Here is a 23,033-nt window from a genome sequence, read left to right as displayed (position 1 = left end):
CGACCAGCTCAATAAATTAGGACAATTGGTGAAATTTATTTTAGACGATCTGACGGGTGACGCTATCGTCCAGTTATTGCAGCAACACCTCGAAGAGATGTATTCCACTTCCCCTTCAGAAAGTGTTCACGCACTCGATCTCAGCGCATTAAAACAGCCCTGCATTCGATTTTGGAGTCTATGGGACAATGAGCAACTTGCGGGTTGCGGCGCACTCAAACGCCTCAGCCACAACCACTTTGAGATCAAGTCCATGCGCATCGCACAGAGTTACCGTCAACAAGGGCTAGGTGCCAAAATTTTATATCATTTAGTGGCAGATGCATCACAACAAGGGGGCAAACAGATCAGTTTAGAAACAGGAACTATGGCGTTTTTTGCGCCAGCAAGAAACCTATACAGCAAGTCTGGCTTTCACATCTGCCCGCCCTTTGCTGATTATCAACCCGACCCTAATAGCATCTTTATGACCAAACAGCTTTAAATGGAGATATTGCATTCAACAGTCAATTAGAATAATCTTATTGAATATTTTCTAATTGATGGGCGTTGTTATGTTTCAATCGTTATTAGCTAAACTCTCTGGCAGCCAAGATGGACATACCTGTTGGCAACTTATTGAGCAAGGGGCCAAAGTGATCGATGTGCGCTCACCAGAGGAGTTCAATAGCGGCCATTTGCCAGGCGCGATAAATATACCGTTAGCCAATTTAGAAAGCGGATTAACTCAGGTTACCGACAAACAAGCGTCCATTGTGCTCTATTGTGGCGCAGGGATCCGTGCCCAGAAAGGCTGTGATATCTTAAAGGCTCAGGGCTTTAACTGTGCCATCAATGGCGGTTCACTTAAAGATCTCCTCTGTTGCCAACCAATATAGTGAGCCCCTTTTAATGAAGCCTAGAACGACTAAAACGCCACCCCGCAGTGATAACAAAGCCAGCGCTCACTTTAGCTTTTCGGCAAACCGACGCTTGGCCAGCCACAAAGTGCGTTATATTGAAACCAATGTAACGAGTGATCGATGTACGCTGTGCGACTTAGACAAGGTTAAGTAACCGCTATTCAAGATAAATAAAAAGCGCCACTCAATTCGAAATGGCGCTGTAACCTATCGCTACATAAACTGACATGAGCATTTGGGTCTAGGGTTGATGATAGTGAAAATGTTTGCAGCCAAAAGGTTAGGCGCTCAACAGCTCGATATTCTGTTTAGCTAAATTAATACCCTGTTCAGTTGCATCAGGCCCCATATTCAGGGCTTCGCCATAAACGGTTTCAACATCTGTAATGCCAATAAAACCTAAAACCGTTTTCAGGTAAGGCACCACATGATCGCTCACACCATCTTTATGTACCCCACCACGAGTTGTCAGCAATACTGCGCGCTTCCCTTCAAGCAAGCCCTTTGGTCCTGTTTCTGTGTAGGTAAACGTCACACCCGCTCGCGCAATCAAATCAATCCAGTTTTTTAACTGTGTCGGGATACTAAAGTTATACATAGGCGCCGCTATCACTAAGGTATCGTGCGACTTTAACTCTTCAATCAAGCGGTCAGACAAATCTAATGCCTGCTGCTGGCGCAATGTCAGCTCGTCACCACCGCGCAATCCCGTGGCAATTTCACCATCAAGGATAGGTAGCGTATCCGCCACCAGATCGCGCACCGTGATGCTCGCCCCTTGTATTTGCCAGTGAGACTGCAAGTGTTCAACCAATTTAGCTGACTGCGAGTAGTCCCCTAATATGCTCGATTTTAATATTAAAACCTTTGCCATGTTTGTTTCCCCAATGCCGTTTTCGATAATTGAGGCTCAGTCTATACCTCAATTAATTGCAAGATAAGCGCATAAAACTCTCCAAAACAATCTAATTTTTAGAACCATTAACACCTCATCTGCAGATTTAAATCTGACAAGGATATAACCTAGGCTTTTCTCTCACAGCATCGAATGAGCAATAAGCCCCCAAATCATTAGGTGAACGATTAATCGTCAAAAAGTGATCCTGCTGAATTTTTGCAGCGTAAAGCACAGGGTAATCAATTGTAACTGAGGAAAAGCTAATGAAACAGATATACCCCGCGTTACTGCTCAGCACTATGATAGGTCTTACCGCTTGTAGCAGCGACGATGATAATGAGATGCCCGCAACAAACCTACCCGTTGCCGAAACCAACATCCGCGTTATCCATGCAGGCGTCGATGCGCCAGCCGTCAATGTCAATGCTAATGGTGCTGAAATTCTTACCGATGTTGACTATGCCGTTTCAAGCGGTTTGCTCACTGTGCCTGAAGGCATGTATGCCGTTACAGTTGATGCCAAACTTGCAGACGGTACCGTCACTGAAGTCCTAAACGCAGACTTAGATGCGATGACAGAGATGGAATACACCGCCGTCGCCGTAGGTAAAGTCGCTGACGAAACCTTGCAACTTAAACTGATTGCAAATGCCACCAGCGATATCGCCGATGATTACGCTCGCGTTCAGGTACTGCACGGCACTTCAGATGTCGGTCTGGTTGATATCTACGTGACTGCCCCCGACGCAGACATCACGACCACTGCACCTACCCTGTCGGCCAACTTTTTAGATGCCAGCGATCAACTCGAAGTACTTGCTGGCGATTACCAAATCAGAATCACAGGATCGGGTAGTAAAACCCCAGTATTTGATTCTGGCGCTGTAGCGCTGCAGTCCACCACCGACTATTTAATCACCGCCATTCCCAACGCATGGTCGGGTGACTCACCGGTAGCACTGTTGGTGGCATTGGATAATGCCCAGCTGGTGCTGCTAGACAAAATGGCAGGCAGTGATGTGCGAGTGGTGCACGCCGTTGCAGACGCCCCCGAGGTTGATGTGTTTCTCGATGGTGCAAGTACTCCTGCTGTAGACATGCTGGCATTCGGTAACGCCACTGGCTACCTTAATGTCCCAGAGGGCACTCACACCGTCACTATAGCGGCCGACGCCGATAACAGTGTAGTGGTTATCGATGAAGCGGAAGTCACCTTAAATGCAGGCGATAGTTATACCGTAATGGCTGTAGGTTCACTCGGCGGTGATGACATTCAGCCATGGGTACTAATGGAAAACCGTCGTTCTGTGGCAACTGAAGCCAAATTGAATGTGGCTCATGCCTCTTATTCGGCAGGCAACGTAGACATCTATCTTACTGAGTCCGATGACATATCAGAAGCGACTCCCGCTTTAACCAACGTACCGTTTATGGCCGCATCGGGCAGCTTATCTATTGCGCCAGGTGACTATGTAATAAGTGTAACCCCAACAGGTACAAAAACGGTGGCAATTGGCCCACTTAGTGTGAGCTTGGCAGCGGGTGGATTATATGGCGTCGCAGCGGTTGATGCTCAAGGAGGCGGCGCGCCGCTAAGCGTTATTCTAATGGATGACTTTATTGCAGATATGTAGCCCTCCGCTTGATAGTGCTTGGTTTCCACAAATTTAAAGCTTTGTGAGAATCAAAGATGAATAACAGCGCCTTTTATGGCGCTGTTTTATTTTAATTAACTTAACACCTTAGATTTACCAGTACTTTACCAAAGCGTGATACACAAATTAGGGATCGGTGATGGTTTTCTGGTATTCTATGCAGTTATTAAATGACTTCTATGCATAAAGAATAATGTCCAAACAAGACTCGCTGTGGTTCAAATCATTACGCTGGATCCAAAAGAAATTAGTACACACTATTGTTGTACCCCATGATCCTTTTGACGACCTTAACCTCGATTCAGACAAGCCGCTTGTCTACGTGATGAAGACTGAGTCGATCAGCGACATTGCTGCCCTCAGCGAAATGACAGAAAAACTCGGTCTACCTAGCCCTTATGAACCGCTCAAGGTTGAAGGTGAAACGGCACCGCGCGTTGTCTGTGTTGAAGGGGCCAAACCCCTATTTGGTCAACGTGAAGGTAATCAACATTATCTTGAAAGCTTCACTCGGTTACTCAGCGCCCACAAGCAGCATCCCGAGTTAGACATCCAATTAGTACCAGTAAGCCTTTATTGGGGACGCACTCCTGGTAAAGAAGATGACACCATGAAAGCCGCGGTATTAGAGCGTGAAAACCCGACTTGGCTGCGTAAATGCTTAATGATCCTCTTCCTCGGTCGGCATAACTTTGTGCAATTTTCCAATGCAATGTCATTACGCTATATGGCTGATGAACACGGCACCGACAAACGGATCGCACAGAAATTAGCCCGTGTAGCACGTGTACACTTCCGCCGGCAACGTAAAGTAATGACAGGACCGGTGCTGCCCAATAGGCAGAACTTATTCCATGCATTGCTCAAGTCTGAATCGATGAAAAAAGCGATTCAAGAAGAGGCGCAAAGTAAGAAGATCTCTGAAGAGCAGGCCCGCGAAAAAGCGATGGAGTATCTTGATGAGATCGCAGCCGACTATTCAGACAGCCTAGTTCGTATTGCTGAGCGCTTCCTCACTTGGTTGTGGAATAAGCTCTACAAAGGGATCAACATTAAAGGGGCTGAACAGGTGCGTCAGCTGCACCACGATGGCCATGAGATCGTGTATGTGCCCTGCCACCGTAGTCACATGGATTACCTGCTACTCTCCTATATTCTTTATTATCAAGGCATGGTGCCACCGCACATTGCCGCTGGTATCAACCTTAACTTCTGGCCCGCAGGACCTATGTTCCGCCGCGGCGGGGCCTTCTTTATTCGCCGCAGTTTCCGTGGCAATAAACTCTACACTGCGGTATTCCGTGAATACCTTGATCAACTGTTTGCCAAAGGATATTCGGTGGAATACTTCACCGAAGGTGGACGCTCTCGCACAGGCCGCCTACTCGCTCCCAAAACAGGCATGATCGCCATGACGCTTAACAGCGTATTACGTGGCGTAGAGCGCCCTGTGACACTGGTACCTGTTTATCTTGGCTATGATCACGTGATGGAAGTCGCCACTTACCACAAAGAACTCAGTGGTAAGAAAAAGAAGAAAGAATCGGTATGGCAGGTGTTCGGTGCTATCCGCAAACTAAGTAATTTTGGCCAAGGTTATGTCAATTTTGGTGAACCAATTACCTTGCACAGTTTCCTTAACGAGCAAGTCCCCACGTGGCGTGAAGAGTTAGCGAAAGATCCAGAACAAAAACCGACTTGGTTAACCCCTGTGGTCAATACCTTAGCCAACCGAGTTATGACTCGTATTAACGATGCCGCAGCGGTGAGTTCGGTCACCCTAACCAGCTTAGTCCTGCTCGCATCTGAGCAGAATGCCTTAGAGCGTTCACAGCTAGAAAGGCAGCTCGATCTCTATCTGACTATCTTGAAGGAGCAGCCCTATACTGAATTTGCATCGGTTGTCGAAGGTGACGGTGCCAAACTTGTCACCCAAGGACTGGAGTTGAAAAAACTCCAGCTTGATAGCGATCCCCTCGGCGATATCATCTCGATAGATGAAAGCATCGCCATTGCGATGACCTATTATCGCAACAACATTATCCACCTATTGGTCGTGCCATCGTTAATTGCTAGCTGCCTCACACGCAACAAGCAGTGCAGCCGTGCACAGATTTTAGAGACGGTAGAAGATTTCTACCCGCTGCTTCAAGCTGAACTCTTTATGGGCATCGACGATTTAACACAATATGTGTCTAGCAATATCGATATCCTAATTAAACAGGGGATGGTTACCGAATCTGAACACCTTTGTGTAAACGATGAACATCTTAACCAGCTCCTCTTGTTAGCGGGTACAGTCAGCGAAACCATGCAACGCTATGCGATTATCTTTAATCTATTGGCGTCGTCACCTAACATTGAACGTGCAGAACTGGAAAGCGACAGCCATCAGTTAGCCCAACGTTTAGGCGCATTGCACGGCATTACCGCCCCTGAGTTCTACGACAAGAAACTGTATGGCACCCTCAGTGTTAAACTAAAAGAGTTAGGTTACCTCTCACAAACTGGCAATCAACAAGCTGTACAACGTATTCGCTCACGTGCCAACAGTTTACTGCGTTCATCGGTCAAGCAAACTATCGTCGATAGCGTAGCAGCGGAGCACGCTAAATAATGGCTAATCATATGAATGCTGCCAAAAACAGAGCATCAGGAAAGTCATTATTGGGTGGGGCGATGATCATCGCTGGTACCGCTGTGGGCGCTGGGATGTTTTCACTGCCTGTCGTCGGTGCAGGGATGTGGTTTAGCTACTCAATGCTAATGATGGTGGGCGTTTGGTTTTGTATGCTGGTCTCTGGCCTACTATTACTAGAAACCAACTTACATTTTGAACCCGGCGCCAGCTTCGACACCCTGACTAGAGATACGCTCGGTAACTTTTGGCGTATCGTTAACGGCCTCTCTATCGCCTTTGTATTATACATTCTCGCGTACGCCTATATCAGCGGCGGCGGCTCGATTGTCAATCATAGCCTTACGGGGCTTGGCATCGAACTGCCACAAAGTGTCGCGGGACTGGTGTTCGCTGTCGGTCTAGCCATTATCGTGTTTATCAGTACCAAAGCGGTCGATCGGATCACTACCATTATGCTGGGTGGCATGATCATCACTTTCTTCCTCGCCATTGGTAACCTGCTGATCGAGATTGAGCCAAGCAAGCTTTTTGTCCCCGATGGTGAAGCGACCTATCTACCTTATATGCTAGCCGCTATTCCGTTTGGTTTGGTCAGTTTTGGCTATCATGGAAATGTGCCAAGCTTGGTTAAGTATTATGGTAAAGATGCCAACACTATCGTCAAAGCCATCACCTTAGGTACCCTTATCGCATTTGTGATCTATGTATGTTGGTTAGTGGCGACTATGGGAAATATCGCCCGCAGTGAGTTTGTTGATATCATCCATAAGGGAGGCAACATGGGCGTGCTGGTTGCGGCACTGTCTGATGTCATGGCCAGTGATTGGCTTACCACTATGCTCACCCTGTTTGCTAACCTTGCTGTGGCTTCCTCCTTCCTAGGTGTCACATTAGGTCTGTTTGATTATCTGGCTGATCTATTTGGGTTTGATGAGTCACGTAGCGGTCGCCTCAAAACCGCGGCAGTCACCTTTCTGCCACCCACTCTGCTGGGGTTACTTTTCCCTAATGGCTTTTTAATTGCGATTGGTTTCGCCGCACTCGCGGCAACTATCTGGGCCGCCATCGTACCAGCCTTAATGGCGTATAAGTCGAGGCAGATGTTTGCGCAAGCCGACACATTCAGGGTACCTGGTGGCACAGCGGTGATCGTCATCGTTGTGGCCTACGGCGTGTTAACAGCCGCCTGTCACTTATTGGTCATGGCAGATTTGCTGCCAGTATATGGTTCATAACAGTTAGGTTTATCGATAAGAAAACGGCGCTCATTGAGCGCCGTTTTTATTGAGATGTACGATATACTGCGCTGGCGTTATCCGTCTTAAACGTTTAAAGGCACGACTAAAACTCTGTGTATTGGCGTAACCGAGTAGGTCACTAATCTCCTCAATGTCTTTGCCCTCCATCATGTATTTAATCGCTTGGTTACTGAGGATATAGCCACACAAGCTATTAAAGTTAAACCCAAATTGCACTAAGCGACGTTGTAACTGCTGCCTGGACAACCCATAAAGTGCCGCGATTGCGTCGACCTTAGGTAAACCGTAGTAGCGAGAATAGTTAATCATCTCATACAGGACTTTTGGGAAATCATGGGGTTGGGGCATATCTAAATAGCAGCCAAACTGTGCAAGCGAGACTGTCGTCTGACTTTGATGCGTCCCTTCCCACTGGTTAACCTGTAGCAATGATTCAATATCGAGCCAAATCTCAACCTGTGACCCGCTCCAACTCACCTGACAACCGAAATAGTCTAACTGTTTCTGGTGGCCTAATGAGGCGCCGCAGAGCAAGACTTTAAGAGGTGAATATTGTGCCCCTAAAAAGTGACGTAACACGTGCACTAACGTGATCGCTACCCGCAGTGCGTCGTGAGAACGAGCCTCTCCCATTACATAGGGGTTGCTATAACACCATTTTAGTAACTTACCCGATTGAATCACGTAATAGCTGGCCCCAGACTGAAAACTCGCTAATCCGTGATTGATTCGCCTAACCGCCACGGCTAAATCTGGCGCACTCAAGAACCAGTTATTAGGCAATGCAAGATCGGACAGATGAAGATGCTCTGCAATCGACAACATAAAGGTGTCATCTGCGGATTCATGGGCAATCGTCTCAAGCCAACGCGCAACATCTGTAAACGGGATTAATGCCATTGGCTCGGCTAACAATGCGTGAGGAATATCAAGTTGCTGTGGCGTAATACCATATTGTTGCTGCACCCCATAAAGCAACGCCCGCACGTAACACACTCTAATAAATGATGTATCCATCGCCCCGCCAAAACAGTCTAATTAACTCCAAAAATACCATAATTTGATGTAGTTAGCCTTTAGTTATTGTATTAGGTGGAGAAGCTATCAAAATGGCTGACTATTTTTATCCCAGAGGATGTTTATGAGTCTACTCAGTATGCCCTTCGTCGACACCAGTGTAGATACCACACTGCATGTCATAGCGACCTTTGTCATGGTGGGCACTATCGCTGCATTAGCCTATGGTTTTTGGAAAATTCATGAGTTGCCGATCAATAAGGCTCATCGCGAGCAACACCAGCAACTAGGCTTGATAACCATGCTAACTTGGATAGGCTTTATCTGGCATTGGGTATGGGTGTTAGCGGTTTGCGTTGCCTTTGTCGATAGCGAGAAGGCACTGCGAAGAGTTCGCGATATTTGGCGTGAGAAAGAGCCGCCACAACCCACTGAGGACAACAAGCATGCTTGAAGGTTTAGCAGTTTGGGCACTGTTTATCTATCTGCTGCGCTTAGTGGGTATGCCTTGGAATCAATACAGTAAAAGCTTTGCTTACCTAGGTGGCGGTGGCTGGCTACTCTTTGTCTGGGCTGGACTACTAAACTACACTCCTATGGACCTCTCGGGAGGCTCTTTGGTGCAGTCTCCTCATATTCAACTCAGGCCTGCATCGAGTCAAATCAAGGGGCAAGTTAAACATATCTACGTCAAGCCAAATCAACGAGTCGAGGCAGGACAGCTTATCTATGAACTGGATGACCAGCCTTATCGCATCGCGTTAAATAAAGCCAAGGTGGCTCAACAGAGCGCGGATGTTCTGCTTGCCATGGCGAAAGAAGATGTAAACGTTGCGCGTAAACAGCAGCAAGCTACCCTTGCCGATATCACTATTAGCCAAAATCAGCTGGCGGCGGCTAAAAAAGATCTGGCTTGGAAGCAAACCACCCTTGCACGTTACGTGGAACAAAATCGAGTCGTCCCCGATACCATCACCAAAAGCCAACTGGATGAGCAGCAAACATCGATTGATTTGGCTCAGGCGCAGCACGACACTTTTGTCACTCAAATAGAAAAGGCCAAACTGACCGAAAACAAGGCCAAATTAGACATCAAAAAGGCGCAGCTCGCGGTACAAAGTCGCCGCTCAGGTCTAGCGTCAGAGATAGAAAATGTGGCCAAAGCGCAATGGGACCTAGAGCAAACTAAAATCTATGCCCCTGCAGACGGTTACCTGACTAACTTTATCATGCGAGAAGGGCAATTTATTGGTGTCGTACCACGAATTCAAATGTATACCGATGAAAAGTATGTGCTGATGCGAGTTAATCATCAGGCGATTCGTAACGTTAAAGTGGGCCAACAAGCGGAGTTTGCCTCAGCTGTCTACCCAGGAAAAATCTTTACCGCCGAAGTCGAAGGGATCATTGAAGCCACAGGTGAAGCACAGGGAAACCTGTTTGCACGCGATGACAATGTGCGCCAAACCACAGGCCAAAACCTTAACAACAAACACCATTTTGTTCGATTAAGGCTAACCGAAACCCAAGGCTATGACATTCCCGTTGGCGCGGTGGGGCTCGCCTGGATCTCCGGCGAGAAACCTATCAGCTTCCTCGCCTTTCTCGACGTGATCAGAGGCATAGTGATCCGCATGAAATCGCAAATCTATTACTTCTATTCACTTTAAGCTTCCCGGCGTGGTGCAGTGGGCAATGATGCCAATCAGTATTAACCGCTGCACCATAGCCACTTCCTCACTTGCCAAGTAAAACTCTTGGTTTTGACATAGACAGTCACCAGAAAACAGGCTTAACTAAATCAATAACGCGACTATTTTTCTGCGCGACGTTTAAGGAATTCACGATGAAGATCTCAAGTTATCAGCATGGCGCTCCATGCTGGATAGAGCTCGCAAGCGAAGAAGCACTCTCTGGCAAATATTTCTACAATTCACTGTTTAATTGGCAACTCAAAGATATGCCGATCCCAGAGGGGATCTATACCATGTTTGCCATCGATGATGACGATATCGGCGCCATGTACCAGCTTCCTCAAACACTCATCGACGATAATATCCTCACCCATTGGACCATCTATTTTGCGGTGGATGACTTAGCCAGCAGCATAGAAGCAGTGAAAACTAACGGCGGAAAAGTATTGATAGGTCCCCATTCAGTGGGAGATGCTGGCCAAATGGCTCAATGCCAAGATCCTGAAGGTAGCGTATTTTCACTGTGGCAAGCTGGGCAACATATGGGGTCAATGCGCAACAATGAGGCCAATACCCTTTGCTGGGTAGAACTGGCATGTCGACAGCCGCAGATGGCTAAAGCATTTTATGCCCAAGTGTTAAAATGGCAGACCAAAGAGACACCGATGGCAGACTTTAACTATACCCAGTGGCTAGTCGATGGCACGGCTATCGGCGGTATGATGGTGATGAATGAAGAGTGGGGGGAGATGCCACCTCACTGGATGCCATACATCATGGTCGATAGCTGTGATGCAACGGCCGCTAAAGCCGCAGAGATTGGCGGTAAAGTCTGTGTGCCTCCCACAGATATTGAGGGCGTTGGACGATTTTCGGTGCTCAATGATCCACAAGGCGGTTTTTTCTCTGTGATTAAGCTAAACGAGTAGTCTTTGTCAGTAGAAAGCATTAATTTACACTAAGCCTTTAGTTTATAACGTTGTATCACTACATTTTTTTAGTTAGTTTATTGGGTCTGTGTTGTCTGACAGCAACCAGAAAATGAACAACAATTTAATCAGGGATGTATACAATGCTAAAAAAATGGATAGTGGTACTGATACCCGTTGCCGTCCTCGGCTTAAGCGGTTGCGCCTCGACAAGTGACACCGACGCTGATTCTGTAGCGAGCAACAGCGCTGCGAAGAAAACAACTAAAGAGTGCACCAAAGTCAGAGCCACAGGCTCAAACATCAGTCGTTGCAAAAAGTAATATTCCCTCTGTTAACGGTGTGAGCACTCTCCGTTTACCCATCGTAAACGCTTAATTGGCCACATCCACATGGGATTGATTTGCGAGTGACAGAAAAAAGCACTGTATTTACAGTGCTTTTTTTATATTCCTCGCTATCAACCTACAGACTAACTTTTAGCAAGCTTACGCCCATAAATAATGAGGTACAGCGCTGGTAAAACAAACAGCGACAACAGGGGCGCTGTCACCATGCCGCCAACCATAGGTGCTGCAATCTTCTGCATCACCTCATTTCCCGTCCCGCTGCCCCACATGATCGGCAGCAAACCAAAAAAGATGGTTGCCACTGTCATCGCTTTGGGACGAATACGCATTACAGCACCGTGAATTAACGCCTCACATAAATCGCTACGACTGTGGTAACGCCCAGCTTCCTTACGATCTCGAATGCTGTTATTAAGGTAAACCTGCATCACTACGCCAAATTCGGCCGCCACCCCTGCAAGCGCGATCATCCCAACTGAAACTGCGACCGAAAAGTTGAAATCTAAGAAATAGAGCAGCCACGCACTGCCTACCAAAGAGAATGGCAAACTCAACATGATCACCGAAGCTTGCACAAATGAGCTAAACGTCATCATCAATAGCATAAAGATCACGGCCAGCATTAATGGAATTACCAGCTCCATTTTCGCCTCGACTCGCTGCATATACTCATATTGACCAGCAAAGCTGTAGCTATAACGCGGTGGTAGCTGGATCTGCTCATCCAGCGCAGTTCTTGCCATCGCAATATACTCGCCAATGGAAATATCTTTCAGGTCGACAAACACCCAGCTGATTAGGCGACCATTTTCACTGGCGAGCATGGGCGCACCATCGCTAATCGTAATGCTGGCCAAATTGCCTAACGGGATGTACTTGCCCGTTTTGGTGAGTACTGGTAAGTCTTTGATTTTTTCTATATTGTCACGCAGTTCGCGCGGGTAACGGATATTGATGGGGTAGCGCTCTTGTCCCTGAATAGACTGCCCCACTTGCATACCTCCAATGGCCATACGCACCACATCTTGGATATCCTTTAAGGTCATGCCATAACGGGCGGCATTTTTAAGATCCGGTTCAATATCAATATAGCGTCCGCCACTGGTGCGCTGCGCAAAGGCCGACATAGTGCCAGGTAAGCCACTCACCACAGCCTCTATTTCAGTGCCGATACGTTGCAACTCATCAATGTCCGAGCCTGATATTTTTATGCCCACAGGTGTGCGCACCCCTGTCGATAACATATCAATACGCGTCTTAATCGGTTGTACCCAAGCATTGGTCATGCCTGGTACCCTCACGGTTTTTTGTAGCTCAGCGATGATACCTTCCAACGTCATCCCTGCACGCCAGGTATCACGCGGGTTGAGCATGATAGTGGTTTCTAGCATGGTCAACGGAGCAGGATCGGTGGCGGTCATGGCGCGCCCGACCTTACCAAAGACACGTTTTACCTCAGGCACAGTTTTAATCAATCGGTCAGTTTGCTGTAAAATCTCCGCCGCTTTACCTGAGCTCACCGCGGGTAAGGTTGTCGGCATATACAGCAGATCGCCCTCTTCTAGCTCAGGCATGAATTCTGACCCCATCTGACTAAAAGGATAGACCGCACTGCCTAATGCAATCAGTGCTACTAAGATACTCACCTTAGGAAAGCGCAGCACTAAGCGTAACGCAGGTTCATAGATAGCGATCAGCACCCGACTAATAGGGTTTTTCTTTTCATCGGGAATTTTACCGCGCACAAAATAGCCCATCAATACCGGTATCAAGGTGATGGCTAAAATGGCACTGCCCGCCATGGCAAAAGTTTTGGTAAATGCCAGAGGATGGAATAAGCGCCCCTCTTGCGCCTCTAAAGCGAACACAGGCACAAAGCTAAGCGTGATGATCAGCAAACTGAAAAATAGCGCTGGACCCACTTCGACTGACGCTTTACGCACCAACTCCCAATGCGCCTCACCCTGTGGCACCTCACCATTGTGTGTGGTGCGGTAGTGTTCCAGATGCTTATGCACATTTTCGACCATGACGATTGCCGCATCCACCACAGCACCGATGGCAATCGCAATGCCGCCCAAGCTCATGATATTGGCATTCACTCCAATGAGGTTCATCACAATAAAGCTGATCAAAATAGAAATAGGCAAGGAGATAATTGCCACTAAGGTTGAGCGAGCATGCAGTAAAAAGATTAAGCAGATAAGCCCCACAACCAGCATCTCTTCAATCACTTTATGCTTGAGGTTATCCACCGAATTTAAAATCAGCTCAGAGCGATCATAGGTAATAATAATCTCTACGCCATCGGGCAGACCATTTTCAATCTCTTTGAGCTTCTCTTTCACATTATTGATGGTCGTCAGAGCATTCTCGCCGTAACGCATCACTACGATACCGCCAACCACTTCGCCCTCACCATCGAGCTCGGCAATACCACGACGAGCCGCAGGCCCTGTGCGCAGCTGTGCCACGTCTTTCATCAGGACTGGCGTGCCCGACTCCGAGACGATACCCAGTGGGATCTCGGCAAAATCGGCTAAAGTTTGTCGATAGCCTGAGGAGGTGATCATATACTCGGCTTCCGCCATCTCTATGACAGAGCCACCCGTTGAGCTGTTTGAGTTGTCTAACGCATTTTTCACTGTCATCAAATCAATTTGATACAGCGCCAGCTTATGGGGATCGACAATGATCTGGTAAGACTGTTCCATACCACCAATGGTGGCAATTTCTGACACGCCAGCCACACTCTGCAACTCCAGTTTCAAGAACCAATCTTGCAATGAACGTAGTTGTGCTAAATCATGCTGGCCTTTACGGTCAACTAACGCATATTGAAATACCCAGCCGACGCCAGAGGCATCTGGCCCTAGTGTGGGCGTAACACTATCGGGTAGTTGGCCTTGAGTTTGCGACAGGTATTCCAACACCCGCGAGCGCGCCCAATAGATGTCTGTGCCATCTTCAAAGATGATATAGACATAGGAGTCACCAAACATCGAAAAACCACGCACGGTTTTCGCCCCTGGCACTGCCAACATCGCTGTCGACAAAGGATAAGTAATCTGATCTTCTACCAACTGTGGCGCTTGACCAGGATAGGAGGTTTTTACGATCACTTGGACATCGGATAGATCCGGTAGTGCATCTAATGGGGTGGTCCGCATTGCTTGGTAACCGACTAAAGCAATCACCGCAGTGAGCACTAACACCATCACCCGCTGCCTAATCGAAGCGCTAATTATTTTCTCTAACATAACGGTCTCCGATTAATGGTTGGCATGAGGGTCAGCTGTAGCATCACTATTGCTGCCACTCAATCGCTGCAAGCTACCTTGAATGCTCGCTTCAGAGTCCAGTAAGAACTGGCCTGATACGATGACTTTATCGCCAGCCTGTAAGCCTTCAATAATCTCAGCTTTCCCCTGAGCAATCATGCCAACTTTTACCGTCACTGAGGTAAAGCGATTATCGTCACGCTGCACCACCACTCGATTTTCGCGACCAGTGAGGATCAATGCTTCGGTAGGCACGGTCAGCACACCACGTTTAGGGCCACCAAACAGTTTAACGTCCACTAAAGTGCCAGGCTTAAGCAGCTTGTCGGCGTTTTCAAGCTTAATGCGCACCCGCATAGCACGTGAAACGGGGTCCAGTTCTGGGTAGATGTAGTCAATACTGGACGCTAAATCAAATAAGCCTTGCGCCGCTGATGTCACCTCAACTGGGCGTCCGGTTTCAAGCCAACTTTGCTCATTTTCAAACACATCGGCAATAACCCATACACTACTGAGGTCGACAATCTCAAACAGGGTATCGCCGGGCTGCACATACATGCCATGACGTACCGATAATTGACTGACAAAGCCATCTTGCTCCGCATAAAAAGGCACCCGATAAATGGTTTCGCCAGTGCGCTCTAGCTGTTTAATGGTTGCTGATGTCACCCCTAATAGCTCAAGGCGAAGACGCGCTTTACGTAATAGCGACTCTCCCCTCACCTTGTCTTGCTTTAGGTAGTCTTTTGCCTGCATATAGTCATCTTGGGCATTGATAAGCTCAGGTGAATAGAGCTCGTATAACAACTGCCCCTTTTTAACTTGCTGACCAATATTGTGCACCATTAAAGATTCTATCCAGCCATTAACACGGGTATGCGCATGACCTATCGCGTTCTGGTTGTACTCAACGGTGCCAATAGTTTTAACTAACTTCCATAGGGTCCCTTCGCCAACGGTTTCACTGCGCATGCCTAATGCTTGCTGCATGCCTCCCGATACGCCAACAACCACCTCTTCGCCCACTTCACCCAAGGTGACTTTTTCAAGGTTCATCCCGCAAATAGGGCAAGTGCCGGGCACGTCAGACACCACATGTGGATGCATTGGGCAGACGTATTTTACATTGCCATCGCCACTGCTTTGAGCGGCTGGCATTAATGTCGGCTTAGGTTGGTTGAGTATCTCGTCGGCCTGGCTTAATGCGGGCAGCCCTTCAGCTTGCTGATGAGCTGCATGGGGATCAGAGAGGCGCTCCTCCTCTTCCTCTTCAACTAAGAACATATTGCACTTAGGACAACGGCTACCCGCTTGATGACTGGTCTCTTCTGGGTGCATTGGGCACACATAAGTTTTCTGCTCAGCAACCGCTTGGCTATCGACACCATCGACCTCTTGTTCTACTAAGAACATATTGCACTTGGGGCAACGGCTACCCGCTTGATGACTGGTCTCTTCTGGGTGCATTGGGCACGCATAATTTTTCTGCTCAGCACCGTGTTCATGACTCTGATGGTTTGATAACTCCGCTGCCGCCAAACTCGTCGAGCTCAATAGTGCAGTAACTAAAAATAGGCTTAAAAGATAAGCCGCCTTTTGGCGCTTATTGGATAAATTTAAATGACTCATAATGCCTCACTTCCACTCAGTAACTAGTGATGTTGGTGCTGAGCAGGGCTGCTAGCAGTTTTTACTGGTTCTAAATTCATGCCACATTTAGGGCAAGTATCGCCTTTACTCCCCGTCACTTCAGGGTGCATAGGGCAATCATATTTAGCCGTTACTTTGTGGTGTTTTTGATGCTTTGGACAGTTATCACACTTGCTTTTTTCATGATGCACATTGGCATCTGCTGCGTGCTTACCATGCGGGCAGTTTTTAGTGTCAGCGGAACCTTTAGCGACCTCGAGGTTCATGCCACATTTAGGGCAGGTATCCCCTTTTTTGCCAGTCACTTCAGGATGCATAGGGCAATCATAGTTTTGTACAGCTTGCTCACCATGAGCATGCTGGTGTGCAAACGCCATCGGCGCTGACATTACAAAAAGAAAAGCGGTTAGCACTAAGCTGATAAGGGTTTTCATTCATTGACTCCATCATAATGGTAACCGTATTGCCTCCCTTGAGCCCTAATTAAGACAGCAACCAAGGATAAACAATGAACGGCTAATATAAAGCAATTATCGTTATAAATCAGTTTGGTGTTAACGCTTTTTGCCATAGATTATCTTTGCTCTTGTGTGGACACAAAGTAGCACCTACGGATAGCACTCACCGAACTGTTACGAATGACTAAATAATTTTTGTGTTAGATAACGCGATCGCAAACCTGACCATGCAGGCAGCACAAATAGAGCATTATTAAGCGATTGGAGGTCGGAGATCGGAACCTAACGAGATGGAGTGAAAATGAGGCATTTGAGTGGCCAAGATAGACTCTGATCCGTTAAAGCTAGGCCAAGACTTCACGGTAAATAGTGTTCCTGTCACGGAGATCACCAAACAATGATTACAATCTCCCTTGCAATATCCATTGCCTTCACAGCAATGCTGAGCCGCGGGAAGCACATTTTGCTCGGCATCGCAGCAGTGAGACTTCATCTGTGTTGGAGACGAATGACAGTTGGCACCATTTTCCATCTGCATCACCATGGGCATTTCATCCGCTTGAGCATAAGACACCATAGAAAAGCCATTAGACAGCAATACCTGACCCAGCATGCAGAGCAAAGTAATGATGACGAATGTATGGTGACGCAGCATTTTACGCATGACGCTTCCTGATAATGAGATGGATTAAGTCTATCACGATAATTGAAAACAACCTTGACTGAATTCACATAATCTAAACAAGTCAGTTTACTGAATTAAGTAAAATTGCCAATTAAAACGGCTATTTGGATATCCATATCATCGCCATCAACTCCTGATGATTCAGCAGTGCCAGCGGCTCAACCTGCCCATCACTGCCAATAAGCATCACCTTTGGGCGCTGAATAAATGCCCGCGCTTCCTGTTCACTATCAATGTTCGGTAGCGTGATGCGATAATGAGCGTCGGCCGCCAACTCTAAGGTCAAGTAAAGCGGATCCGACTTTATCCAGGCGCCAGAATCATCGGCGTTATCAGCAAAAATATCGCGATAGGTCAACTCAATTAGCTGCCTTCCCTTGTTAAACTCAAACGTATTAGCGCCTTGAGATGACACATCATTGTGCACTTCAAGCACATCGGGAAAGGTAATACTCGCAGCTGCAACGGACGCGCTTGCAAACAGTAAAAATGCAACCAATGCTGTAGCAATAGTAGATATAGATTTCATAATACACTCCAAAAACATATAGGGATGTCTAACATTGAGGCCATGTTCATGCGCTATATGCAGCACGGCAACAGCCAATATTCTGTAAGGTAAATATATGAATGTTAGGGTTTAGCTTATTGGAGGGGGAGAAGTTTGAACGAGTTCTGCGGTTTGCAGTGACCAAGAGGCACTATCGATAGCCCCACCTAAGTCAATACTAATGACCAAAAGGTTAGGTTCGATTAACGATCCTAATGTTGAGGCGCAATGAGCCATACAATTGCCACTTCCGAGTGCGTCACACACTGCTTGGCAATCGATCATCGATAACAATTTTGAATCCGCGGTTAAATGCATGCAAGGTTCATCACCATGGGATTTGGCCATCACTGACTCATCGACCATGGAAAAGGCCAACGCCTCAGAGCGGCTATTATCACCCATCGACATCGCCGTCATTTCATGTTGACCATGTAACAGCGTCAGCAAAGCATTCGGCATCGCCATCGCTGGAGTCAGAATAAACTGCCCCATCAGCGCGATAATCAAGAATGCTTTTGCCAAGTTAACCATCATTTACTGCGGTTGCCCAAAATAGTTTTTATCGGTTATTGCAGTAGACCTGGAATTAAGCAAAAAGGTTCAACGCACTGCAAAATAATTCTTTGAAGGTCACATCGTTGTCATACTAAAGCAGGACAATTCACCAACAAAATCATTACCAAGCAGTAAAAGATACGACAAACTTGTCATATTGTTGTGGATGGATTAACTTTAGAGTTTGCGCATATATATTGAGCAAATTCAGATATTCTTGCTTATGTAATATAGAGTTAGAGCTAGCTCTCATTTTGTAGCTTTAAAGCCAGATCAATCAGCCCAATCTGGTTATACTCACCGTTACAGAGATGAAGTAAATATAATAGATATAATAACTATATTATTTTGGAGATAGAGTGATGAACTGGCGTGCACTATTTAAACCAAGCGCAAAATACTCAATACTAGCCCTACTAGTTGTTGGTATTGTTGTCGGTGTTGTGGGCTACTTTGCTACACAGCAAACCTTACATGCTACAAGCACAGATGAATTCTGTATGTCTTGCCACAGCAACCATTCACTAAAAGATGAAGTACTGGCTTCTGCACACGGTGGCGGACGAGCGGGTGTTACCGTTCAGTGTCAAGACTGTCACTTACCACATGGCCCAGTTGACTACCTGATCAAAAAGATCATCGTATCTAAAGATCTATATGGTTTCCTTACTATCGATGGTTTCAACACCCAAGAGTGGTTGGATGAAAACCGTAAAGAGCAAGCTGATTTAGCACTTAAGTATTTCCGCTCAAACGACAGCGCAAACTGCCAGCACTGTCACACACGAATCTACGAAGATCAGCCTGAAACTATGAAGAAGATGGCGAAGAGAATGCACGCCAACAACTTTAAGAAAGATGCTGACAAGCGTAAGACCTGTGTTGACTGTCATAAAGGCGTTGCACACGTTTATCCAAAAGGATAAGCATAAATTTTCAGCACTAGCCTGAAAATATGAACCCAAAAAAAGCCTCATTATGAGGCTTTTTTTATCTGCTTAAACGGTTACCTAATCTGTGGCAAACTGACGTAAGTGCCTTCAAACTTGGCACAGCACCTATCGCCACTATAAAGTTCCACCGACAAGTTCACCTTCGCTTTTTGCCCCTCTGCCAATACTGTTAAATCAACCTCTGGCCAGCTTACTTTCGCCACAGGGTTAGCATCAACAGGAGCAAGATAGCGTATATCCGCCTTCGCCAATACTATGTCGCCTTCGACCTCAGATAAGCGTTGATTAAGCCACACCGCCCCCCACCCCGTTAAAGTCATCAAGGTGTAGATGCTGCCAGCAAACATGGTGTCGTGAAGATTGAGATTCGGGGCCAAGGGCGCAGACACACTAAAGGTGCCGTCGCGGTATGCCTCTGGTGTTATCTGCATAAACTGGCTTACGGGTATAGTGCGATGCCAAGTGGCCTGCAACTGGGTAAGCAATGCATCATTAGCCATACTACACCTGCAAGTTAAAGGTCACAGGGCCATCATTAACCAAACTGACCTGCATATCTGCCGCAAACTCACCGGTTTGGGTATTGACGCCTTTATTCCGGCAAAACGCCACGAACGCTTCATAAAGAGTATTCGCTTGATCCGGCGTGCCAGCGCCTGAGAAACTGGGCCTCAGGCCGCGCCCGGTATCGGCCGCTAAGGTAAACTGCGACACCACCAATAAACTGCCACCAACCTGCTGTAAATTAAGATTCATCTTGCCATTGTCATCACCAAAAACTCGATAACTCATCACCTTAGTGGCCAGCTTCTCCATCTTAGCCAGATCATCGTCGCGCTCGACACCGAGCAACACCAATAAACCTTGGTCGATGGCGCCAATGGTTTGGCCCGCTACATCGACCTTGGCCTGTTTCACACGCTGTATTAACGCAATCACTATTTTTTATCTCCCAGACTTAACACCCAATATCAAGGCATTACTGGCATAGGTTTAATCAGCTCTTCGGCACTATTAGGCAATGACTTTGCCACTTGCTTGAGGGCATCGTCAGTCCATATCAAGAAACGACGTAGCTCTTCGAGCTCAAGGGTACCCACAAAGGTCGCGGCGCCTTGGACCTGAATCACCTTACCGTTGTCGCGCAGGGTGAACTTCGCAAAGTTTAACTTGTGATTTAAGCTGCCAATTAACACCATTAAATCTTGGCTGTTTGCTAGCTTAGGGTGTACCGCGTAATAGCGGCTAGCTAAAATTCTATCGACACCTTGCGGATTTAAGCTAGGCTGCAATACAAATTGATGGCCGCCCAATTGTACTCCGATGCGGTTTGATGCGACCTTTTTCGCCATATAGTTCTTATTAATCAAAGAGACCAGTAGCGCATCCGTCGCCAATTCATTACTCATGCCACTTAAGTACACCTTTTCTGGCACTTGATTAACGTCAGGCGCAGTTTCTTTGGTATCAGTCATCGCGCAGCCGCACAATGACAACACTACACTAGCAATTATCAGTTTTTTCATCCCATCTCTCTTTCTTCATATAGGCGCATCATGCGCAGATTGATCATTACATTTATTCTGATTGGTATTGTCTCAGCACGACAACACCTCACCCAAAGCATTGCCTTAAAGGCTTTTTACATAACGTCCCATTTGCGACACTGCCGCCGCCACGACGCTACACATGCGCTCATCAGACAAGGTATGGTAACCGCTCTTTACTAAACGAGAGCTTAACAACTCTGGGCCATCGCAAGCTAAAAACTTGTCCACTATCGGTTGTGGGCAGACCCAGTCGAGCTCCCCTTGCAAAATAACGGTTGGCGCGGTTAACGCAGCCCCCACCTTTTTCATCAAGGCGTAGGCACCGAAATAGTCATTCTTGGCATAGTGCAGCTCTAACCTCGCCAGCACACTACTTTGCTCTGCATAACGATCATGGATGGTGCAGCCAGGCGCTGCCAACTCAAGCTCCCAGGCTAACCATCTGCGGATAGAATGATCACGCACATCACTGCAAGGAGCATGAAAATCTTGATGAAACTGCTCAAACAAGGCATCGAGAGTGCCGTTAAACCCTCGGGTGAATTCTCGGTATTGGGTTGAGAATATCTGCGCCGCGCCGCCTGGGCCATAAAGCCAATCAGCGCCCTCTGGTGATGGAATAAACATGCCCCAATATACCTGACTCAACACCCGCTTAGGGTAAATACAGCTATAAAGGTAACCCAGAGTTGCCCCAAATGAGCCACCAAGCAGACACCATGCGTCTACCTTGGCCCAGTTTCGCACCCGTTCGATATCTTTGAGCAGCTCAAGTAGATTGTTATGCTCTAATACTCCGCAAGGCTTTGAGCGACCTGCCGCACGCTGGTCCAGCATGTAGATATGAAAACCATCATCAATAAAGAGTTTCAACTCCTCGGCACTGCAGCCTGCACCTGGCCCGCCATGCAGGTAGAGCACAGGAACACCTTGAGGGTCACCATATTGTGCTAAAAAAAGCTGATGCCCTGCACCCACATCTAACCAATCTTGGCGGATGAAGGGGTGGCCATCACCCTTATTCACTTATCCATGTCCATGGCAGAGGTTTGCTGTTTTGCTTCACTGACATCAGGCTCAGCACCATCATCAATGGCGAGTAAACGCTTATCCAAATATTCCGGCATGGCAGCGGTTATCTCAGCACCAATTAAGACAATCATCCATGACAGATATACCCAAACAAACAGAATTGGAATCGTTGCCAATGCTCCGTAAATGGCTTCATAGGAGGGAAATTCGGTGATATACAGCGCAAATCCTTTTTTACCCAACTCAAATAATAATGCCGCAACAATAGCCCCCAAAAGGGCATGGAAAAACTTAACCTTTGTATTAGGCACCACCATATAGATAAGCAAAAAGGTCGCGACAGAGAAAAACATCGGCAGGCGTTCCACCAGTAACGGGACCACACCACTTAAATCTGCTCCATTAAACACCTTTAGCGACACCAGGTAAGAGCTGGCAACAATGCTCGCGCCCATTAACACTGGCCCTAGCGTTAACACCATCCAATACATCGAAAAGGAGACCACAAACGAGCGCTTCTCAGTAGTGCGCCAGATACCATTTAAAGATTTATCGATATTGGAGATCAACAAAATCGCCACAACCACTAGGGCACCAATACCCACAGCAGTGCCTTTAGAAGCATTGGCGACAAACTCATTAATATAAACTTGGACGCTGTCACCAGCCGAGGGGATAAAATTTTCGTAGATAAAAGCTTCAATCTGACCGCGAATGCCCTTAAAAACCGGAAACGCGGACAGCATAGACATGGTCACAGCGATCATAGGCACCAGAGACAATAAAGTCACATAAGCTAAGTGCCCAGCACGCATATTAATCTGATCTTCCGCCACACGCTGCTTTAGATGTATCATAAACTCCCAGATACCCAGCATAATCGAGCGAAATAGGCTCCCATCAATTCTATTTATCACGGTATTCTCTTGATTCAAGTGGTGTTAACTGCGTAAGCTAGATTACAAGTTTAA

At 47.1% G+C, this 23,033-nt stretch carries 23 protein-coding genes; 9 read left to right on the top strand and 14 right to left on the bottom strand.

All coding sequences use genetic code 11. The features are described 5' to 3' along the window. Positions 1 to 28: 28 nt before the first annotated feature. Positions 29 to 484, top strand: a complete 456-nt coding sequence (locus BEL05_RS11015) for a GNAT family N-acetyltransferase (RefSeq protein WP_069671188.1) — start codon at positions 29 to 31, stop codon at positions 482 to 484. Between the two features lie 70 nt (positions 485 to 554). After that, positions 555 to 878: a rhodanese-like domain-containing protein gene (locus BEL05_RS11010; protein WP_069671187.1), complete on the top strand. Its 324-nt coding sequence runs from the start codon at positions 555 to 557 to the stop codon at positions 876 to 878. Between the two features lie 304 nt (positions 879 to 1,182). Here the strand turns inward: BEL05_RS11010 and BEL05_RS11005 are convergent, their stop codons facing one another. After that, the gene (locus BEL05_RS11005; RefSeq protein WP_028762980.1) at positions 1,183 to 1,776 is read right to left on the bottom strand and encodes an FMN-dependent NADH-azoreductase; all 594 of its coding nucleotides are present in this window, start codon (positions 1,774 to 1,776) and stop codon (positions 1,183 to 1,185) included. Positions 1,777 to 2,063: 287 nt separating this feature from the next. Here BEL05_RS11005 and BEL05_RS11000 point away from each other — a divergent pair, with 287 nt between their 5' ends. From BEL05_RS11000 to mtr, 3 genes are all read left to right on the top strand, one after another. Next, positions 2,064 to 3,434 carry a DUF4397 domain-containing protein gene (locus BEL05_RS11000; protein ID WP_069671186.1) on the top strand — a complete coding sequence of 457 codons (1,371 nt, stop codon included), beginning with the start codon at positions 2,064 to 2,066 and terminating at the stop codon, positions 3,432 to 3,434. Positions 3,435 to 3,648: 214 nt separating this feature from the next. Next, positions 3,649 to 6,072 carry a glycerol-3-phosphate 1-O-acyltransferase PlsB gene (gene plsB / locus BEL05_RS10995; RefSeq protein ID WP_028762978.1) on the top strand — a complete coding sequence of 808 codons (2,424 nt, stop codon included), beginning with the start codon at positions 3,649 to 3,651 and terminating at the stop codon, positions 6,070 to 6,072. Continuing rightward, on the top strand, positions 6,072 to 7,331 hold the full coding sequence (mtr, locus tag BEL05_RS10990; protein WP_028762977.1) for a tryptophan permease: 1,260 nt from the start codon (positions 6,072 to 6,074) through the stop codon (positions 7,329 to 7,331). Before plsB ends, mtr begins: the two co-directional genes overlap by 1 nt. 30 nt (positions 7,332 to 7,361) lie before the next feature. On the opposite strand, the gene BEL05_RS10985 is transcribed toward mtr, so the two are convergent. After that, entirely contained in the window at positions 7,362 to 8,372 is a 1,011-nt protein-coding gene (locus tag BEL05_RS10985) for an AraC family transcriptional regulator (protein ID WP_069671185.1), read from the bottom strand. A gap of 124 nt (positions 8,373 to 8,496) precedes the next feature. On the opposite strand from BEL05_RS10985, the gene BEL05_RS10980 reads away from it, so the two are divergent. The 3 genes from BEL05_RS10980 to BEL05_RS10970 all read left to right on the top strand — a co-directional run bounded on the left by BEL05_RS10980 (position 8,497) and on the right by BEL05_RS10970 (position 10,995). Beyond that, a complete protein-coding gene (locus BEL05_RS10980) occupies positions 8,497 to 8,826 on the top strand; it encodes an MFS transporter (RefSeq protein ID WP_069671184.1) in 330 nt (109 codons plus the stop codon). After that, on the top strand, positions 8,819 to 10,042 hold the full coding sequence (locus BEL05_RS10975; protein ID WP_069671183.1) for an HlyD family secretion protein: 1,224 nt from the start codon (positions 8,819 to 8,821) through the stop codon (positions 10,040 to 10,042). The genes BEL05_RS10980 and BEL05_RS10975 overlap by 8 nt, the downstream gene beginning before the upstream one ends. A gap of 176 nt (positions 10,043 to 10,218) precedes the next feature. Beyond that, positions 10,219 to 10,995, top strand: coding sequence for a VOC family protein (locus BEL05_RS10970; protein ID WP_069671182.1), 777 nt, complete (start codon positions 10,219 to 10,221; stop codon positions 10,993 to 10,995). A 124-nt stretch (positions 10,996 to 11,119) separates the two neighbouring features. Here BEL05_RS10970 and BEL05_RS21040 read toward each other — a convergent pair whose 3' ends face one another. The 7 genes from BEL05_RS21040 to BEL05_RS10935 form a co-directional block, all read right to left on the bottom strand. Then, positions 11,120 to 11,311, bottom strand: a complete 192-nt coding sequence (locus tag BEL05_RS21040) for a hypothetical protein (protein ID WP_175427338.1) — start codon at positions 11,309 to 11,311, stop codon at positions 11,120 to 11,122. A gap of 156 nt (positions 11,312 to 11,467) precedes the next feature. Continuing rightward, entirely contained in the window at positions 11,468 to 14,605 is a 3,138-nt protein-coding gene (locus tag BEL05_RS10960) for an efflux RND transporter permease subunit (protein WP_069671181.1), read from the bottom strand. A gap of 12 nt (positions 14,606 to 14,617) precedes the next feature. Further along, a complete protein-coding gene (locus BEL05_RS10955) occupies positions 14,618 to 16,255 on the bottom strand; it encodes an efflux RND transporter periplasmic adaptor subunit (protein ID WP_069671180.1) in 1,638 nt (545 codons plus the stop codon). A 23-nt stretch (positions 16,256 to 16,278) separates the two neighbouring features. Then, complete coding sequence (locus BEL05_RS10950) at positions 16,279 to 16,710, bottom strand: heavy metal-binding domain-containing protein (RefSeq protein WP_028762971.1); 432 nt, start codon at positions 16,708 to 16,710, stop codon at positions 16,279 to 16,281. A 277-nt stretch (positions 16,711 to 16,987) separates the two neighbouring features. Next, the gene (locus BEL05_RS10945; RefSeq protein WP_069671179.1) at positions 16,988 to 17,398 is read right to left on the bottom strand and encodes a hypothetical protein; all 411 of its coding nucleotides are present in this window, start codon (positions 17,396 to 17,398) and stop codon (positions 16,988 to 16,990) included. Positions 17,399 to 17,519: 121 nt separating this feature from the next. Continuing rightward, the gene (locus tag BEL05_RS10940) at positions 17,520 to 17,948 is read right to left on the bottom strand and encodes a DUF2057 family protein (protein ID WP_069671178.1); all 429 of its coding nucleotides are present in this window, start codon (positions 17,946 to 17,948) and stop codon (positions 17,520 to 17,522) included. Positions 17,949 to 18,059: 111 nt separating this feature from the next. Then, positions 18,060 to 18,494 (bottom strand): hypothetical protein, encoded by a 435-nt coding sequence (locus tag BEL05_RS10935; protein WP_139151869.1) that lies wholly within the window; start codon positions 18,492 to 18,494, stop codon positions 18,060 to 18,062. Between the two features lie 395 nt (positions 18,495 to 18,889). On the opposite strand from BEL05_RS10935, the gene BEL05_RS10930 reads away from it, so the two are divergent. Then, entirely contained in the window at positions 18,890 to 19,453 is a 564-nt protein-coding gene (locus tag BEL05_RS10930) for a NapC/NirT family cytochrome c (RefSeq protein WP_028762968.1), read from the top strand. A gap of 80 nt (positions 19,454 to 19,533) precedes the next feature. On the opposite strand, the gene BEL05_RS10925 is transcribed toward BEL05_RS10930, so the two are convergent. The 5 genes from BEL05_RS10925 to BEL05_RS10905 all read right to left on the bottom strand — a co-directional run bounded on the left by BEL05_RS10925 (position 19,534) and on the right by BEL05_RS10905 (position 22,979). Beyond that, the gene (locus tag BEL05_RS10925) at positions 19,534 to 19,980 is read right to left on the bottom strand and encodes a thioesterase domain-containing protein (protein WP_028762967.1); all 447 of its coding nucleotides are present in this window, start codon (positions 19,978 to 19,980) and stop codon (positions 19,534 to 19,536) included. Position 19,981: 1 nt separating this feature from the next. Beyond that, positions 19,982 to 20,419 carry a D-aminoacyl-tRNA deacylase gene (dtd, locus tag BEL05_RS10920; RefSeq protein ID WP_028762966.1) on the bottom strand — a complete coding sequence of 146 codons (438 nt, stop codon included), beginning with the start codon at positions 20,417 to 20,419 and terminating at the stop codon, positions 19,982 to 19,984. A gap of 32 nt (positions 20,420 to 20,451) precedes the next feature. Then, the gene (locus BEL05_RS10915) at positions 20,452 to 21,006 is read right to left on the bottom strand and encodes a hypothetical protein (RefSeq protein ID WP_028762965.1); all 555 of its coding nucleotides are present in this window, start codon (positions 21,004 to 21,006) and stop codon (positions 20,452 to 20,454) included. Positions 21,007 to 21,111: 105 nt separating this feature from the next. Further along, positions 21,112 to 22,056, bottom strand: a complete 945-nt coding sequence (locus BEL05_RS10910) for an alpha/beta fold hydrolase (protein WP_069671176.1) — start codon at positions 22,054 to 22,056, stop codon at positions 21,112 to 21,114. Next, positions 22,053 to 22,979 carry a virulence factor BrkB family protein gene (locus BEL05_RS10905; RefSeq protein WP_037428094.1) on the bottom strand — a complete coding sequence of 309 codons (927 nt, stop codon included), beginning with the start codon at positions 22,977 to 22,979 and terminating at the stop codon, positions 22,053 to 22,055. The genes BEL05_RS10910 and BEL05_RS10905 overlap by 4 nt, the downstream gene beginning before the upstream one ends. Positions 22,980 to 23,033 lie beyond the last annotated feature (54 nt).

Source organism: Shewanella colwelliana (assembly GCF_001735525.1).
GTDB lineage: Bacteria > Pseudomonadota > Gammaproteobacteria > Enterobacterales > Shewanellaceae > Shewanella > Shewanella colwelliana.
This window is presented reverse-complemented; position numbering and strand designations above follow the sequence as displayed.

What these genes read in the sequence shown, in the direction of transcription:
- BEL05_RS11010 (WP_069671187.1), top strand. Translation starts at nt 555, where the DNA reads ATGTTTCAATCGTTATTAGCTAAACTCTCTGGCAGCCAAGATGGACAT.
- BEL05_RS11005 (WP_028762980.1), bottom strand. Translation starts at nt 1,776, where the DNA reads ATGGCAAAGGTTTTAATATTAAAATCGAGCATATTAGGGGACTACTCG.
- BEL05_RS10940 (WP_069671178.1), bottom strand. Translation starts at nt 17,948, where the DNA reads ATGAAATCTATATCTACTATTGCTACAGCATTGGTTGCATTTTTACTG.
- BEL05_RS10915 (WP_028762965.1), bottom strand. Translation starts at nt 21,006, where the DNA reads ATGAAAAAACTGATAATTGCTAGTGTAGTGTTGTCATTGTGCGGCTGC.
- plsB (WP_028762978.1), top strand. Translation starts at nt 3,649, where the DNA reads ATGTCCAAACAAGACTCGCTGTGGTTCAAATCATTACGCTGGATCCAA.
- BEL05_RS10925 (WP_028762967.1), bottom strand. Translation starts at nt 19,980, where the DNA reads ATGGCTAATGATGCATTGCTTACCCAGTTGCAGGCCACTTGGCATCGC.
- mtr (WP_028762977.1), top strand. Translation starts at nt 6,072, where the DNA reads ATGGCTAATCATATGAATGCTGCCAAAAACAGAGCATCAGGAAAGTCA.
- BEL05_RS10980 (WP_069671184.1), top strand. Translation starts at nt 8,497, where the DNA reads ATGAGTCTACTCAGTATGCCCTTCGTCGACACCAGTGTAGATACCACA.
- BEL05_RS10930 (WP_028762968.1), top strand. Translation starts at nt 18,890, where the DNA reads ATGAACTGGCGTGCACTATTTAAACCAAGCGCAAAATACTCAATACTA.
- BEL05_RS10960 (WP_069671181.1), bottom strand. Translation starts at nt 14,605, where the DNA reads ATGTTAGAGAAAATAATTAGCGCTTCGATTAGGCAGCGGGTGATGGTG.
- BEL05_RS10945 (WP_069671179.1), bottom strand. Translation starts at nt 17,398, where the DNA reads ATGCGTAAAATGCTGCGTCACCATACATTCGTCATCATTACTTTGCTC.
- BEL05_RS10985 (WP_069671185.1), bottom strand. Translation starts at nt 8,372, where the DNA reads ATGGATACATCATTTATTAGAGTGTGTTACGTGCGGGCGTTGCTTTAT.
- BEL05_RS10975 (WP_069671183.1), top strand. Translation starts at nt 8,819, where the DNA reads ATGCTTGAAGGTTTAGCAGTTTGGGCACTGTTTATCTATCTGCTGCGC.
- BEL05_RS10970 (WP_069671182.1), top strand. Translation starts at nt 10,219, where the DNA reads ATGAAGATCTCAAGTTATCAGCATGGCGCTCCATGCTGGATAGAGCTC.
- BEL05_RS10950 (WP_028762971.1), bottom strand. Translation starts at nt 16,710, where the DNA reads ATGAAAACCCTTATCAGCTTAGTGCTAACCGCTTTTCTTTTTGTAATG.
- BEL05_RS10955 (WP_069671180.1), bottom strand. Translation starts at nt 16,255, where the DNA reads ATGAGTCATTTAAATTTATCCAATAAGCGCCAAAAGGCGGCTTATCTT.
- BEL05_RS11000 (WP_069671186.1), top strand. Translation starts at nt 2,064, where the DNA reads ATGAAACAGATATACCCCGCGTTACTGCTCAGCACTATGATAGGTCTT.